The sequence below is a fragment of the Flavobacterium psychrophilum genome (genome assembly GCA_001708385.1).
Classification (GTDB): domain Bacteria; phylum Bacteroidota; class Bacteroidia; order Flavobacteriales; family Flavobacteriaceae; genus Flavobacterium; species Flavobacterium psychrophilum_A.
Genome location: CP012388.1, coordinates 35170 through 49790 on the forward strand (window position 1 = coordinate 35170; position 14621 = coordinate 49790).

The following is a 14621-nucleotide window of genomic DNA, read 5'->3' on the forward strand; positions in this document are numbered from 1 at the left end:
TATTGCACCGTGAAAACTAAAATAAAACCTGAGTTTTATTTAAAATAATTTGACTTGTAAATGGAAAGTAACAAACCTGTTATTGGTATCGTATCGCCTTGCTATAATGAAGAAGCTGTACTTAGGGAGACATCTGCCCAATTGCATTCTCTCGTAGAGCAACTTATTGCTAACGGTAAAATATCAGAGAAAAGTTTTATCGCTTTTGTTGATGATGGTAGCAGGGATACTACATGGTCTATTATTGAGGATGAATCGCAAAACAAAGTTCATGTTAAAGGACTAAAGCTTGCAGGAAATGTGGGGCATCAAAATGCGCTGCTTGCCGGGCTTTTAACATTCAATGCTGAAGCTGATGCTCTTATTTCTATTGATGCCGATTTACAGGATGATATTTCGGTTATTGAAGATATGATCGATAAATATAAAGCAGGAACAGATGTTGTGTATGGAGTACGCAACAGTCGTGTTACCGACACTTTTTTTAAGAGAAATACAGCACTTATGTTTTATTATCTCATGAAAAAAATGAAGGTTAATGTACTGCACAATCATGCCGATTACAGACTTTGTAGTAACAGGGTAATTACGGCACTGTCGGGCTTTAATGAAGTAAATTTGTTTCTTCGCGGAATTATTCCGTCAATAGGATTTAAAAAGGACGTCGTTTATTATAATAGGCTCGAGAGATTTGCAGGTGAGTCTAAATATCCGTTTACAAAGATGTTGTCCTTTGCGTGGAATGGCGTTACATCTTTTAGCACGTTTCCATTAAAATTAGTTACTACTATCGGTTTCCTGATATTCTTTCTTTGTATTTTAATGAGTATATATGCACTCTCTGCTGTGTTTGCAGGAAATACAGTTCCGGGATGGGTGTCTACTGTGCTGCCAATGTACTTTCTTGGCGGTATACAACTATTTTGCTTTGGTATAATTGGCGAATATATCGGCAAGATATATTCGGAGGTAAAGCAAAGGCCACGCTACATAGTAGATAAAATAGTTTAATTTTTTAACTGCACTATTTCTTCTCCAATATTCTTTTTACTTCATTAACTAATAAAGGAAAGGCAGGGTACGCCATATTGTGTCCGTAGCCGTCCAATTCCAATAGTTTGGTGTCTTTGTGTCCTGTAAGTTTCATCATTCGTGTCATGTATGCATTCTCTTCATAACGGCCGAGCATTTCAAGTTCTCTGTCGCCGGTAATAAGTAGTAGGGGTGGAGCATCAGACCGAACATGAAATAACGGGGCAAGATCATCAACTAAAGGTTGTGTGTCTTTAATACCCCTTGACTGACGTTCTGTAAAATGGGTAATACACTGACCACTGAAAGGGATAAGCCCTGCGACTTTATTAGCATCAATATTATATTTAGATAGGTATTTTTTGTCGAGAACAGTCATAAGTCCGAGATAACCGCCTGCCGAATGTCCCGATATAAATATCTTAGACGGATCTCCACCGTACTTTTCAATAGAATTGAAAGCCCATGCTATAGCAGCAGCGCTATCTTCAATACATTCTACAACTTTTACCTTTGGGCTAAGCCTGTAGCCAACGCCTATAATACAGTATCCTTTATCTTTTAAGTCCTGTGGAATTTCTTTGCTTCCTTGTGTAAGTCCGCCGCCATGAAACCAAATAATAGTCGCAAAGTTTTTAATGTTTTTAGGGTAATATATGTCTACAACGCAGCGTTCGCTGGCATAAGCATTATCCTTATAAAATGTTTCGGGATAGTATTTTAATGATGTAACTGTAGTATATTCTGTTTTCTGCGCAAGTGTACTAAAGCCCGTTATAATTAATAGGGCTACCAGGAATTGTCTCATAAAAAAAGTGTTTAGCCAAATATAAAAAATCTTTAAGAAAAAACTTTAAACTATTTAGTTAAACACTCTCTGTATAGTAGATAAACGTTATTTTTTTGCTGAAGAAAATGTATTGATATTTTCTTTCCAGTAATCTACAAGGTTTTTAATTTTTTCCTTGTATTTATTATAGTCGTTACCTTTATGGATGTATCCCTGAATAGACAGTTTATTAGCCTGTTTAACGGAGTATTCATCCGCTGCATTTGATATAAAGATATACGGAATATCTTTATCGGCAAGAACTTCTTCTTCAATTATTATATTTCTCAGTTCAAAACCGCCAAGCTTAGGCATGTTGATATCTGATATAATTATAAAAGGTTCAACTTCCGGTCTTCGGATATATGCGAGAGCCTCGGTGCTATCAGAGAAAAACAATATATTATTCTTGTAGCCAAGGTCGCGGAATATCTCTTTTAAAATATCCCTGTCGTCTTCATCATCCTCAATAACAAGTATATCCCTGTGCATTTTCATAACTGGACTGATTTTTGGTTATATGTCTTATATTATAAAAAATATGTCGCAAAATATAAAATTTCCCTAAACAATGGGTTATGATTTGAATACAATTATTTACAATTTTATACGCAGTTGATGTAAGAAAATTATAGTGTATCTTAACTGTTATGTATTTGTTAATTATGTAAATTGCGTATATCAATTACCACTATAAAATTAAGAGATTATGAGACTTAAATCAATATTAGTCAGTGCATTTTTACTGTTTAGCATTACAGCAATAAATGCTCAGGAACAGGCATCTGCCATTATGAATAAAGCATATTCGCAGGCGGGGAAAGAAAATAAAAATGTCTTTTTAATGTTTCATGCCTCTTGGTGTGGATGGTGTAAAAAGATGGACAAAAACCTTACAGGCGACGCTTTGGCTAAATCATTCAACGATAATTATGTTACGGCACACCTTACGGTAAAAGAATCTCCTAAAAACCAAAATCTTGAAAACCCCGGAGGGCAGGAATTGCTTTTGAAATATAAAGCCGACAGGGCAGGGCTTCCATTTTGGGTAATACTTGATCCTAAAGGTAATGTACTGGCAGATTCGTTTAATACTAAAGGTGAAAACCTGGGCTGTCCTTCTACCCCGGAAGAAGTGGCAGAATTTACCACAAAGCTTAAAAGGACTTCAAAACTGACTGAAAGACAACTTGCGGTAGTTAAAGAGATATTTACGATTAAGAAGTAGTTATATTTCTAATTGAAATATCATCAATTTTCCAAATACTGTATTTTTACGAAATATAAATACAATGAAAAAATTAATATTCCTGTTTGTATTGGCTTTGGTTTTTCTTTCTTGTGAAACAAAAACAAAAGAAGGGGCAGTTCTTGTTTCTCCACAGCAATTTTCGCAGGAAATTGCTATGGGCACTGTTCAGCTTGTTGATGTGCGCACACCCGAAGAATTTAACAATGGTCATATTAAAGGCGCGCAGAATATCAATCTGCATGATGATGACTTTGCTAATCAGATCAATAAACTGCATAAAGACAAAACTGTTTATGTGTATTGTAAGGCAGGCCGCAGAAGTGCGGAAGCTACAGCAACATTAAAACAAAACGGTTTTAAAAATGTAGTAGAACTTGATGGAGGTACAAATGCATGGTCAGATGCCGGCCAGCCGTTAATAAAATAGCAATAAAATTTTCGGTATCGCATAATATCCCAATACTCAAAAATGGAAACACTAACTATAATTCTCTCAGTTATCCTTGTCATTTTCTTTGTGATACTATTGTCAGTTATCATTAGACTTCGAAAATCTGAAAAGGTTAAAAAAGATCTTGAGACCCGTTTTGTAGAGATGGAGAATAAAACCAATACGCTTCAGCTCCAAACACTCGAATCAAGGCTTAATCCGCATTTGTTCAAGAATATATTAAATTCTATCCAGTCGCATGCGTACCAGACCTATTTCGCTATGGATAAACTTTCAAACGTATTGGATTATATTCTGTACGAAAGCCAGAACCGCTTTGTAAGTCCGCGTGAAGAAATTGATTTTGCACTTAATCTTATAGAAATCAATAAAATTAAGATCAGTCCGTTATTTGCTATCAACATAAAAAAGAAGATAGACGAACTTGATCCGTTATATGAACAGAAAATACTTGCTCCGTTAATTTCGATAGATCTTATTGAAAATGCCTTTAAGCATGCCGATCTGCAAAGTTCGGATGCCTTTATATCAATGGTGATTGAATTTAAAGAAAGTCATTTTTCAATGATGGTATCTAATAAGATATCGCCAAAATCAACGTTTTTAAAAGAGCATAGCGGTATTGGTTCGGCTACGCTGGAACAACGCCTGAAAATTATTTACAAATCCTGCTTTAAGCTGGAACGTTATGTGGAAGAAGATATTTATATTGCCAAACTAAAAATAAACCTGCTTGAATACAAAAATCAGATGCTTACTGCTTGATGACGAGCTGCCGGGGTTAACATACCTGAAAATGCTTTGTGAACAAATAGACGTGCTTGAGGTGGTTAAGGCTTACAATAGTCCGGAAATACTGCTTAATGAATGGGAATCTATAGATTTTGACCTTCTGATTTCAGACATTGAAATGCCGGGAATTAACGGTCTTCAGGTTGCCGATGCAATAAGGGGCAAGGCTATTATTTTTACTACAGCTTATAAAAATTTTGCCGTAGATGCTTTCGAGAAAGATGCTGTAGATTATGTGGTAAAACCGGTAAAGCGCGAACGTCTGGAGCAGGCGGTTCAAAAAGTGGTTACCCGTATGAGTAAGCCTGTAGAAGCTGTAAAACAAATTCAACTGAATACTGATAAAGGTAAAGCGCTTATTAATGTCGCGAAAGTATTTTGTGTAGTAACGTCTAATGTAGATAGCCGCGATAAGATTCTTTTCTTAAATGATGCTTCTAAGATTACCGTAAAAAACAGTTCTTTTGAAAAACTGCTGGAGTTGCTGCCGAATGATCAGTTTTGCCGTATTAACAAAAAGGCTATAATAGCACTTAAGCACGTTCAGTTTTATAGCCACGATGAAATTACTACTGATATAGTACATGCCGATGGTAGACATTACACATTTCCGCTAAGCGAAATATACCGTAATGATTTTATGAAACGAGTTAAAGCTTAGAGTTAGTCTTAAAGGATATTTTATTGATAGCTATTGTATAAATTCTATCATCTCCATCTTTTTAGAAATTATCTTAACTCTTTTTAACGAAAATTTTCATTACATGATTCATCCCTTTTATTACAAAACCCTTATAACGTAACTATTCGCGTGCTGTTTACGTGCTTATTTCTGTGTAATATTGCCGCACATTAAATGATAAGCCAATAGACACATGATTAAACAATTTAAAACAAGCTTATTTTACGTCGGGGTAATAGCATTTTTCTCTGCTATTATTTACTGGGCGCTTAAAAATGGCAAAACCCTTGAAGCAGGCCAGAACATAGTTTCTAAAGTTTCGGGTAAAGGCCAGTGGGAAGATTTTACAGATTCACTATTTCATAACCTTACACATCCGTTAGCGCTGCTTTTAGTGCAGATTATCACTATTATATTTGTGGCACGCTGCTTTGGGTGGATATGCCGTAAAATTGGACAGCCTACCGTAATTGGAGAGATGATTGCCGGTATTGTTTTAGGCCCATCGTTAGTAGGTACAATGTTCCCGGAATATTCAGCTCTGCTTTTTCCGGCAGCATCTTTAGGAAACCTTCAGTTTCTTAGCCAGATAGGTCTTATACTTTTTATGTATGTTGTAGGTATGGAACTTGACCTTAGCGTCCTTAAAAATAAAGCTAAAGATGCAGTCGTTATCAGCCATGCGAGTATTATAATCCCTTTTACATTGGGTATTATTTTAGCGTACTTTATCTATCAGGATTTCGCACCAAGTGGTGTTGAATTTGCATCGTTTGGGCTCTTTTTAGGTATTGCCATGAGTATTACTGCGTTCCCCGTGCTGGCACGTATTGTTCAGGAACGCGGATTACACCGTACCCGTATAGGAGCATTGGTAATTACCTGTGCAGCTGCCGATGATATTACAGCATGGTGTATTCTTGCGGCTGTTATTGCTATTGTGAAGGCGGGATCTTTTGTTAGCTCACTATATATTATTGGACTTTCGATAACCTATGTTTTCTTAATGCTTTGGGTGGTAAAACCATTCCTAAAACGTATTGGCGACCTTTATGGAAATAAAGATACTATCACGAAACCGGTTATCGCTATCTTCTTCCTTACACTTCTTATCTCATCATACACTACAGAAATTATTGGTATTCACGCGTTATTCGGGGCGTTTATGGCAGGTGCTATTATGCCTGAGAATATGCGTTTCAGAAGCATCTTTATAGAAAAAGTCGAAGATGTATCGCAGGTAATGTTATTACCGCTGTTCTTTGTATTTACAGGACTTCGTACTCAAATAGGTACGCTTGACGATCCGTATTTATGGAAAGTTTGTGGACTTATTATTGCTGTTGCGGTAATTGGAAAATTCTTAGGGAGTGCTATCACAGCAAGGTTCGTAGGCCAAAACTGGCGGGACAGTCTTACCATTGGTGCGCTTATGAATACCCGTGGATTAATGGAGCTTATTGTACTTAACATAGGTTACGATCTGGGTGTGCTTTCTACAGAGATTTTCTCAATGATGGTTATCATGGCACTGGCTACTACGTTTATGACGGGGCCTGCACTCGACTTGATAGGGTACATTTATAACAGGAGGAAAAATTACATTCCGGCGGAGATAAGGCAGGAAAGCAGGTTTAAGGTATTGGTGTCGTTTGATAATCCCGACGGTGGTAAGTCGCTTTTACGATTGGCAAATGCTTTTGTTAAAAAGATGAAAGGCAACGCTATGGTAACTGCTATGCATATTTCTCAAAGTAACGAGATACATACTTTTAACCTTGAAGAATACGAAAAAGAAAGCTTTAAGCCTGTTTTGGCTGAAGCAGATTCACTGGGTCAGAAAGTAACAACTTTATTTAAAGCGTCAACAGATATTGATAGCGATATAGCTACAGTAGCGAATAAAGGCGAGTTTGACCTTGTACTTATAGGTATAGGCCAGAATATTTTTGAAGGTACACTTCTGGGTAAAATATTAGGATTTACAACAAGAATAATCAATCCTGAAAGTTTACTAAACACTTTTACAGGTAAGGAAAAACTTTTCGAAAATTCTCCTTTTGATGAGCGTACACAACATATTTTATCTAAAAGCGAAGCTCCGGTAGGTATATTAGTTGATAAAGAATTTGAAACCACCGACAGGGTTTTTGTAACCATTTTTGACCAGGCAGATGGTTTCCTTATTGAATATGCACAGAAACTAATAAGCAATATGGGTTCTCAGGTTACCGTACTGGATGCTGACGGATCGATCAAGAACAATTCTGAAATGAAGGAGGCTATCCGCAGTATTGAGCATAATGTGCCAAACCATATAAAATTGCTTAGTCAGCGTACACTTGAAAAAGAATTCCTTCAGGAGCAGGATCTTATGATCATAAGTGTGGACAGTTGGAAAAAATTGGTTGAGTCGAGAAGCACATGGCTTAACAATACGCCATCGTTATTAATTATTCAAAAATAACAGCACAGTATATGTACAGTTGTAAAGCAATGCTGTATGCAGTTTTATTAGTAGTATTTAGCGCGAGTGCCCAAGAAACAACTCCTTTTGTAACACCAGCTCCCGAAAAGAAAATTGAAGCAGGTTTTGATGGTATGATCGCCATGTCTTATGGTAGTGACACCTTTGGAATCAACGTAGGAGGACCGAGCCTTAAATACAAGTTTACAAAAGGCTTTAAAGTTGGAGTAGGGGCATTTCCTTCAATAATGATTGCAGATGAAAAAGCAGTACCACGTTTAGCGATTTCGCCAATAATAGAATATAAAAACTGGATGTTTATTACACCCTATTATGGCTATGACACTAAAGACAAACAAATATGGACGTTTGGCCTTGGTTATAAATTCATCTAAAAATTTACATAAAGTTATTTTAATCAAGTTAGTAAAGGATAGCAAAAGCTATCCTTTTTTATGAACCAAAAGATTATAAAAATTTGTTAACTCTTAAGAGTTGAGCGTCATATAACAACATTTTATATAGTTTTAATCCAAATTTCAATCAACCAATAAATATGAAAAACAAAATTATCGCGCTGGCAGCCTTAAGTATTATTCTGGCATCGTGCAACTCTAATTCAACTAGGGTAGAACAACGTTCTGAACCCAAAGACACAATTACAACTGGAACGACATCGACTACGATAACACGTGCATCAGGTGATTTTGATATTACTACTATACCTGTATCTGAAGTCGAATTAGGTGAGTTTCCTTTTATAGATCCGCCAAAAGGATATTGTTATGATTATTGCTCATCTTGGACGGGGAAAGCAAATCCTAAACATATTAAAAGCGCCGACAAAGAGTACTTTGCCGTGAAAGGTAAATTAATTCCTGTAGAAGGTAACGCCTATAAAGAGACCATTGAAAAAAATATGCAGACGGATACTGAGAAATTTAGCAGGGTGTTTGTCGAGAATAGTTATGATAAGGCTATTAAAGCTTTAGGCGGGGTTCAGGTAAATAATGAAACCGTAGCTAATAGTGAAGTAGAAAGAATAGGTAAAGACGAACTAACATCGAAAGGCTTTGGTAATTCAATTGACTTTAATCTTTTGGATCATATAAAGACTTATGTTATACGAACAAAAGACAAAACAGTCTGGATTCAGTTTTTTGGGCTTAACGATGAAAGCGGAAGAATCACTATCCTGGAAACTAAAAACTAATACAAAGCCCCCTGAAAACATTACGTTTGCAGGGGGCTAACCAAACAAAATTACTAGAAAAAATCTTTAGTTTTTTATTTCTGTTCCATCCCTTAACTCTTCGCTGGCTTGTTTAACCAGTTTTTCGTTAGGTGTAAGATCTCCAAATATTTCAGTCTTATCATCGGCATCACGGCCTTTTTTAACCGCTACGCGTTCTGCTTTATTACCTTTTACGCGAATTACAAATACACCTTCAGATGTATTTATAATTGCCGATTTCGGCACCACAAACGTACTTTCCTTAGAATTTAACGGTAGCAATACTTCGGCTACCATTCCCGGAAGCAGTTGGTTATTAGTATTGACAACATCCATTTCTACACGTTCTGAACGAAGCCTTAAATCTAACGCTCCCGACATACGCTGTATTTTCGCTTTAAAAGTTTCATTAGGTAATGAGCGAACTGTAAAACTCATCTCATCTCCATTTTTAAGGTAACCTGTATACATTTCTGGTACCGATACTGCAACCCTTAATTTCTTTTGGTCCTGTACTGTTAGTAACGGCAGGTCAGATCCTTTTCCTGCGGGACCAACATAGGCACCAATGTTTACATTACGCGATGTTACTACACCTGTAAATGGAGCACGTATCTGAAGGTATCCCTGGTTTACCTGAATTTCCCTTACCGATGCCTTTGCTGCCTGAAGCTGTGCATAATCTGAGCTTTTGCGCGATAGTGCGAGGTCGATATCATTTTTAGATATGGTTCCTTCAACTTTACTGGTTTCAAGTATTCGGTTATAGGTTGCGTTACTTGCGGTATAAACAGCCTCCATAGAATGTAGCCTAGATTGTGCCGCTGCAAGCTGCGAACTGATCTCCGGTGCTTCAAGTTCAATTAGCAGCTGTCCTTCTTTTACAACAGAGCCGATATCTACTTTAAGGTCTTTTACGTAACTCGCGACTTTAGCGTAAAGGTCTACCTGGCGGAAGCCCGATACTTCTGCCGGAAGGCTTAGCTGTGAAGAGAGTTTTTCTTTTGTAAGTTCAAATGTTTCTATGGCAGGTTCGGCTTCTACAGGTGCAGCTTTCTTTTCTTCGCCACAGCTGTTAAGTATAAGTGCCGTTAGCAATACTGCCGATGGTATAAATAGTTTTTTCATTTTATTGGTGTTCTATAGTAGGTGGTGCATAAAATTTACTTTCTTCATCTTCAGGATCAAGGGAAACCGACTGTGTAGTGGCTTTACCCTGAGCCCACGCAAAGATAAGCGGAAGGATAATCAGTACGGCAAAGGTAGAAAACAGCAGTCCGCCGATAACAGCCCTCCCTAATGGAGATACCTGTTCGCCTGCTTCACCGTGGCCTATAGCCATTGGCAACATACCAGCGATCATCGCTACCGATGTCATAATAATAGGTCGTAAACGAAGTGAAGCTGCCTCACGTGCCGATTGCAATGCATTGCCGTTCACCTTTCGGAGCTGTTCGGCATTGGTAATTAATAATACGGCATTGGCAATAGATACCCCGACTGACATGATAATACCCATGTACGACTGAAGGTTAAGTGTAGAGCCTGTTATTAGCAACATAAGCAATGCACCCAATACAACAGCAGGAACAGTGGTTAATACCACCAGCGATACCCTAAACGACTGGAAGTTTGCTGCCAGCATAAGGAAGATAACTACAACAGCCACCAATAGTCCCGATTCAAGGCTTTTCATGGTTTCACTAAGTACTTTGCTAAGTCCTATTGGTTCTATGAACAATCCGCGTGGCAATTCTCCAAGTCCGCTTATTACTGCCTGTACATCTTTAGATGCTGTACCAAGATTGGTGTGGTCTGTATTTGCTGTAACCGATATGTACGGCATAGCACCAAGGTTATCGTTTTCACCGTGTGTTTCAGATAACGTAATGGTTGCCACATCGCCGAGTACCGGCCTAACCGAATTCTTAAGCAATGGAATTTCAGCGATCTCTTCTTTGGTCATCATTTTATCCAGCGGAACCTGTACCTGAACATTGTACGAAAGTCCTGCTTTCTCATCGATCCAGGTATTTTTCTCCGTATAACGGGATGACGATGTAGATGCAATAAGCGAACGTGAAATGTCATTCATATCTACACCTAACTGTGCAGCTCTTGTACGGTCTATCTCAATATTGAAAGCAGGGTAGTGGATAGATTGTGCAATCTGTACATCCCTGAAGTAATCTGTCTTTTTAAGCTGAGTGATTATTTTGTTGGCATATTGCTCGTTCAGCTTTTTGTTTTTACCTGCAATTCTTATCTCAATTGGTGTAGGCGAACCCTGGCTCAATACTTTATCGGTAAGTTCTATGGGTTCAAAAGATATTCTAACACCCGGAACATTTTTTTTAATACGTGCCCTTAAATCGTCTTTAAAGGCATCCATATCTTCATTATGGTAGTCTTTAAGTGCAATCTGAAATACAGCCTCATGAGGACCTGCCATGAACATATAAATTGGCGATACCGAGAATAATGATGGGTGCGTACCCACATATACAGATGATATACCAATATGTTCTTTACCAACCTGGTTTTCAATTTGCTTAAGTACGGCCTGGGCTTTCTCCTCGGTACGCTCTAAACGTGTACCATCGGCAAGTCGCATCCTTAACTGAAACTGGCTGGAATTTACCCTTGGAAATACATCCTGCCCAATAACATTTATCATTACAACGGCAAGCCCTGTAATAACTATAAGGTATGTTAGGCTAACAAATTTACGGCGAACTAATAAGGTGTCTATCATTTTCATGAAGCCAATCCTGAAACGCTCAAAACGGCCTATTTTTCCGTTATCGTCATAGTCTTCCCTCTCAGAATACGCACCTTTTTCGCTGGTGCTGTGTTCGTGTTTGCCATGTCCTTCGGCTTTCATCAGCCAGTTGGCCATTACAGGAACAAAGGTTTGCGAAAGCAGAAACGATATTACCATTGAGAACCCAATTGCTAATGCAAGCGGCAGGAACAATGCTCCCGGTATACCTGTCATAATAAATGCCGGGGCAAATACTGCTAGTATACATAATAAGATCAATAGTTTAGGTAATGCGATTTCTTTACAGGCATCCCATATGGCGAGGGCCTTGGGTTTGCCCATGTCGAGGTGCTGGTGAATATTCTCTATAGTTACCGTACTTTCATCTACAAGGATACCAATAGCTAGCGCAAGTCCACTCAGGGACATAAGGTTAATTGTCTGCCCGAATAATTTAAGGAACAGTACTCCCGATATAATTGAAATCGGAATAGTAAGTATTACTATAAGTGCTGCCCTTTTATCGCCTAGGAAAAGTACAACCATAAGCCCGGTTAATACCGCACCAATTATACCTTCTGTAATTAAGCTTTTTACGGAGTTGATTACATAAACCGACTGGTCAAACTCATAAGAGATCTTAACATCTTCGGGCAATGTACTTTGTATTTTGGGGAGGTTAGCCTTAAGATTCTTAACTACATCCCATGTTGAGGCGTCGCCGGCTTTGGCGATACTTACATAAACCGAACGTTTTCCGTTTACAAGAGCGTAACCGTTAGTAATATCGGCACCATCTTTTACGGTTGCTACGTCACCAAGCGATAGATTTTGTACACCGCCTTTAAATAAAGGTATCTTTTCAAAATCTTTTACTTCCTTAATGGTGTTGTTGGTCGGGGTAAGGTAGTTTTTATCACCTATCCTCACGTTACCTGCGGGTGCAGTCTGGTTATTTATTCGTAATGCTTCAACAATCTGGTCCGGGGTAAGGTTATGCGAACGCAGCTGCGCAGGGTCAACATTAATCTCTATTGTCCTGGGACTTCCTCCAAATGGTGGTGGTGAAAGCAATCCGGGAATAGAGGTAAAGGAGGCACGTACGTAAACGTTGGCTAAATCCTGAAGTTCGTTATTATTCCGCGTTTTACTGCTCAATACTAATTGCCCGACAGGAAGAGACGAAGCATCAAAACGAATGATGAACGGCGGTTGCGATCCCTGCGGGAAAGCTGCCTGTATTCTGTTAGAAAGGGCACTTAACTCGGCAGCTGCCTGAGCCATGTTCGTGTCTTCATAGTACGTAACCTTCATCAGGGTAAGCCCCTGAATATTTTTTGTTTCTATAGATTTTACGCCATTGGCAAACAACATAATATTAATGTAGTTTTTGGCGAAATAAGATTCCATTTGGTCGGGAGTGTAACCTCCAAAAGGGTGGGCAAGGTATATAACGGGCAGGTTCATTTTAGGCAGGATATCTACCTTAATGTCCTTAACCGCACCTATACCGAAAAAGAACAGCCCGGCAACCAGCACCAATATGGAAATAGGCTTGCGAAGGGCAAAACGTATTAAATTCATTATTTAATAGTATTAAAATTCGTTTATAAAAAGATTAAAGTCGCCCGTTGCGGCAGCTTTCATAAGCAATGCCTGCCATACATTGGTGTAAATAATGTCGCGGTCGGTCTCGGCGCGGTTAAGCGTGTATAATGCCTGTGTAACATCAACAAGGTTGGTAAGACCATTATTGTAAAGTGTGGTGCGTTGCAGGTAAGCCTGCTGTGCCGCACGTACCTGCCTTGGTGCTTCTTTAAAGTTTTGCATGGCATAATCCATACGTACATTGGCAGCATCTTCCTGCGCCTTAAGCTGAAGGTCTACCGCCTTGTATTCTTCTTCAAGTCCCTGAGATATTAGCTTTTGGGCACTAACTTTTTTAGACGAACGTGCTATCGTGGTAAGATTCCAGGTAACACCAACTCCTAAAAGATAGTTTTGGCGGGTAGGGTTTATACCGTCTGCATAATTTGTAGTATACGAATTCTGATTGGTAGCATAATCGCTGTTAAAGCCCGATCCTCTTGTCTGGTATACACCAAAAAGGCTAAAAGTAGGGTAGTACTCCCTTTTAAAAAGACTAAGCTGATTATTGCTTACTTCTATACGGCTTTTATAGAACTGGCGCACAGGGTTGTTAAGGCTATCTGCCTGACTATTACCTGTAAGTATTGTTTTTGGTACAGACGCGACAAAGGTTGTGTCGACCGTGAAATCTGTAGGCTCTATACCCATAAGTTCTACAAGCCTGTTATTTTGCAGCTTCACCTGCTCTTTAATCTGGTTAAGGGCAATTTTTGCGCGTGATACTTCGGCAGATGCCAATGTAGAATCTACACCCGGAAGCAACCCATTTTTAACCCTTACGGCAGCGTTATTAAGCACAACCTGAGAGCGGTCGAGATTTTTAATCTGCGATCTCTCTAACCTTTGGCTTGCCAGCAGGTTAAGGTAGGCGCCGGCAATTTTTACTTTCTGCTGAAACTGTTCCTGTTCAAAATCTTTTTGTTGCCTTTGTGCATCGGCTTTAGCAATGTTGATACGCTGTTTCATTCTCCCGAAGGTGAAAAAATCCCAGTTCATGTTAACCAGGTAGAGCGCGCCAAAGGCGGCATTCCAGTTTTGTTCTGCAAGTGGCAGTCCCGAAGAAGCTACCCCAAGCCCCCCAAAACCATACAGGGGTCCGTTTTGTCCATTAACGGTACCGTAGTCCTGCTGGGCTGATAAATTCAGGTTAGGCAAATAATCGCGCCTGGCCTGTTTTACAGTTTCCTGTGCTGCTTTAGCATAGCTACCTTTGGCTTTAACCACGCCATAATTGGCTACGCCTGTGTTTATCGCTTCTTTAAGCGAAAGGCGCGTCTGGCTGAAACCGCTCAGTGAGCAGAGCAATAAAAACAGCGTTACTTTTTTTAAGTGCATTGAAATAAGTGAATTATATAGTAGGTGATCTGTGAAATTATGTACAAATTTATGATGGTGTTTCCTGCAAAATCAATTTTAAATGATGAATTCAATTCGTCACGTAATTTTAAATGATGAATTCAATTCGTCA

General features: G+C 38.8%; 12 protein-coding genes and 1 pseudogene. 8 read left to right on the top strand and 5 right to left on the bottom strand.

The features are described 5' to 3' along the window. The first annotated feature begins 60 nt into the window (after positions 1 to 60). Entirely contained in the window at positions 61 to 1011 is a 951-nt protein-coding gene (locus tag ALW18_00195; GenBank protein ID AOE51071.1) for a glycosyltransferase, read from the top strand. A 13-nt stretch (positions 1012 to 1024) separates the two neighbouring features. Here the strand turns inward: ALW18_00195 and ALW18_00200 are convergent, their stop codons facing one another. Both ALW18_00200 and ALW18_00205 read right to left on the bottom strand, forming a co-directional pair. Next, on the bottom strand, positions 1025 to 1840 hold the full coding sequence (locus ALW18_00200) for a lipase (GenBank protein AOE51072.1): 816 nt from the start codon (positions 1838 to 1840) through the stop codon (positions 1025 to 1027). 87 nt (positions 1841 to 1927) lie between these two features. Beyond that, positions 1928 to 2359, bottom strand: a complete 432-nt coding sequence (locus tag ALW18_00205; protein AOE51073.1) for a histidine kinase — start codon at positions 2357 to 2359, stop codon at positions 1928 to 1930. Between the two features lie 211 nt (positions 2360 to 2570). Here ALW18_00205 and ALW18_00210 point away from each other — a divergent pair, with 211 nt between their 5' ends. The 7 genes and pseudogenes from ALW18_00210 to ALW18_00240 all read left to right on the top strand — a co-directional run bounded on the left by ALW18_00210 (position 2571) and on the right by ALW18_00240 (position 8712). Beyond that, positions 2571 to 3089, top strand: coding sequence for a thioredoxin (locus ALW18_00210; GenBank protein AOE51074.1), 519 nt, complete (start codon positions 2571 to 2573; stop codon positions 3087 to 3089). A gap of 64 nt (positions 3090 to 3153) precedes the next feature. Beyond that, positions 3154 to 3540, top strand: a complete 387-nt coding sequence (locus ALW18_00215) for a hypothetical protein (protein ID AOE51075.1) — start codon at positions 3154 to 3156, stop codon at positions 3538 to 3540. A 42-nt stretch (positions 3541 to 3582) separates the two neighbouring features. Further along, a complete protein-coding gene (locus ALW18_00220) occupies positions 3583 to 4329 on the top strand; it encodes a histidine kinase (GenBank protein AOE51076.1) in 747 nt (248 codons plus the stop codon). Next, positions 4298 to 5017 (top strand): histidine kinase, encoded by a 720-nt coding sequence (locus tag ALW18_00225; protein AOE51077.1) that lies wholly within the window; start codon positions 4298 to 4300, stop codon positions 5015 to 5017. Before ALW18_00220 ends, ALW18_00225 begins: the two co-directional genes overlap by 32 nt. Before the next feature lie 214 nt (positions 5018 to 5231). Continuing rightward, positions 5232 to 7505, top strand: coding sequence for a transporter (locus ALW18_00230; protein ID AOE51078.1), 2274 nt, complete (start codon positions 5232 to 5234; stop codon positions 7503 to 7505). A gap of 11 nt (positions 7506 to 7516) precedes the next feature. After that, positions 7517 to 7900 (top strand): hypothetical protein, encoded by a 384-nt coding sequence (locus ALW18_00235; GenBank protein ID AOE51079.1) that lies wholly within the window; start codon positions 7517 to 7519, stop codon positions 7898 to 7900. 161 nt (positions 7901 to 8061) lie between these two features. Continuing rightward, a pseudogene (locus tag ALW18_00240) lies at positions 8062 to 8712 on the top strand (flagellar motor protein MotB). Between the two features lie 72 nt (positions 8713 to 8784). On the opposite strand, the gene ALW18_00245 reads toward ALW18_00240, so the two are convergent. Genes ALW18_00245 through ALW18_00255 form a run of 3 tightly spaced genes read right to left on the bottom strand, consistent with a single transcriptional unit; the run spans position 8785 to position 14488 of the window. Then, a complete protein-coding gene (locus tag ALW18_00245) occupies positions 8785 to 9867 on the bottom strand; it encodes an RND transporter (protein AOE51080.1) in 1083 nt (360 codons plus the stop codon). A gap of 1 nt (position 9868) precedes the next feature. Continuing rightward, positions 9869 to 13087, bottom strand: coding sequence for an acriflavin resistance protein (locus tag ALW18_00250; GenBank protein AOE51081.1), 3219 nt, complete (start codon positions 13085 to 13087; stop codon positions 9869 to 9871). 12 nt (positions 13088 to 13099) lie between these two features. Then, positions 13100 to 14488: a transporter gene (locus ALW18_00255; protein ID AOE51082.1), complete on the bottom strand. Its 1389-nt coding sequence runs from the start codon at positions 14486 to 14488 to the stop codon at positions 13100 to 13102. Between the last annotated feature and the right edge of the window lie 133 nt (positions 14489 to 14621).

What these genes read in the sequence shown, in the direction of transcription:
- ALW18_00250 (AOE51081.1), bottom strand. Translation starts at nt 13,087, where the DNA reads ATGAATTTAATACGTTTTGCCCTTCGCAAGCCTATTTCCATATTGGTG.
- ALW18_00200 (AOE51072.1), bottom strand. Translation starts at nt 1,840, where the DNA reads ATGAGACAATTCCTGGTAGCCCTATTAATTATAACGGGCTTTAGTACA.
- ALW18_00245 (AOE51080.1), bottom strand. Translation starts at nt 9,867, where the DNA reads ATGAAAAAACTATTTATACCATCGGCAGTATTGCTAACGGCACTTATA.
- ALW18_00220 (AOE51076.1), top strand. Translation starts at nt 3,583, where the DNA reads ATGGAAACACTAACTATAATTCTCTCAGTTATCCTTGTCATTTTCTTT.
- ALW18_00230 (AOE51078.1), top strand. Translation starts at nt 5,232, where the DNA reads ATGATTAAACAATTTAAAACAAGCTTATTTTACGTCGGGGTAATAGCA.
- ALW18_00205 (AOE51073.1), bottom strand. Translation starts at nt 2,359, where the DNA reads ATGAAAATGCACAGGGATATACTTGTTATTGAGGATGATGAAGACGAC.
- ALW18_00195 (AOE51071.1), top strand. Translation starts at nt 61, where the DNA reads ATGGAAAGTAACAAACCTGTTATTGGTATCGTATCGCCTTGCTATAAT.
- ALW18_00255 (AOE51082.1), bottom strand. Translation starts at nt 14,488, where the DNA reads ATGCACTTAAAAAAAGTAACGCTGTTTTTATTGCTCTGCTCACTGAGC.
- ALW18_00215 (AOE51075.1), top strand. Translation starts at nt 3,154, where the DNA reads ATGAAAAAATTAATATTCCTGTTTGTATTGGCTTTGGTTTTTCTTTCT.
- ALW18_00210 (AOE51074.1), top strand. Translation starts at nt 2,571, where the DNA reads ATGAGACTTAAATCAATATTAGTCAGTGCATTTTTACTGTTTAGCATT.
- ALW18_00235 (AOE51079.1), top strand. Translation starts at nt 7,517, where the DNA reads ATGTACAGTTGTAAAGCAATGCTGTATGCAGTTTTATTAGTAGTATTT.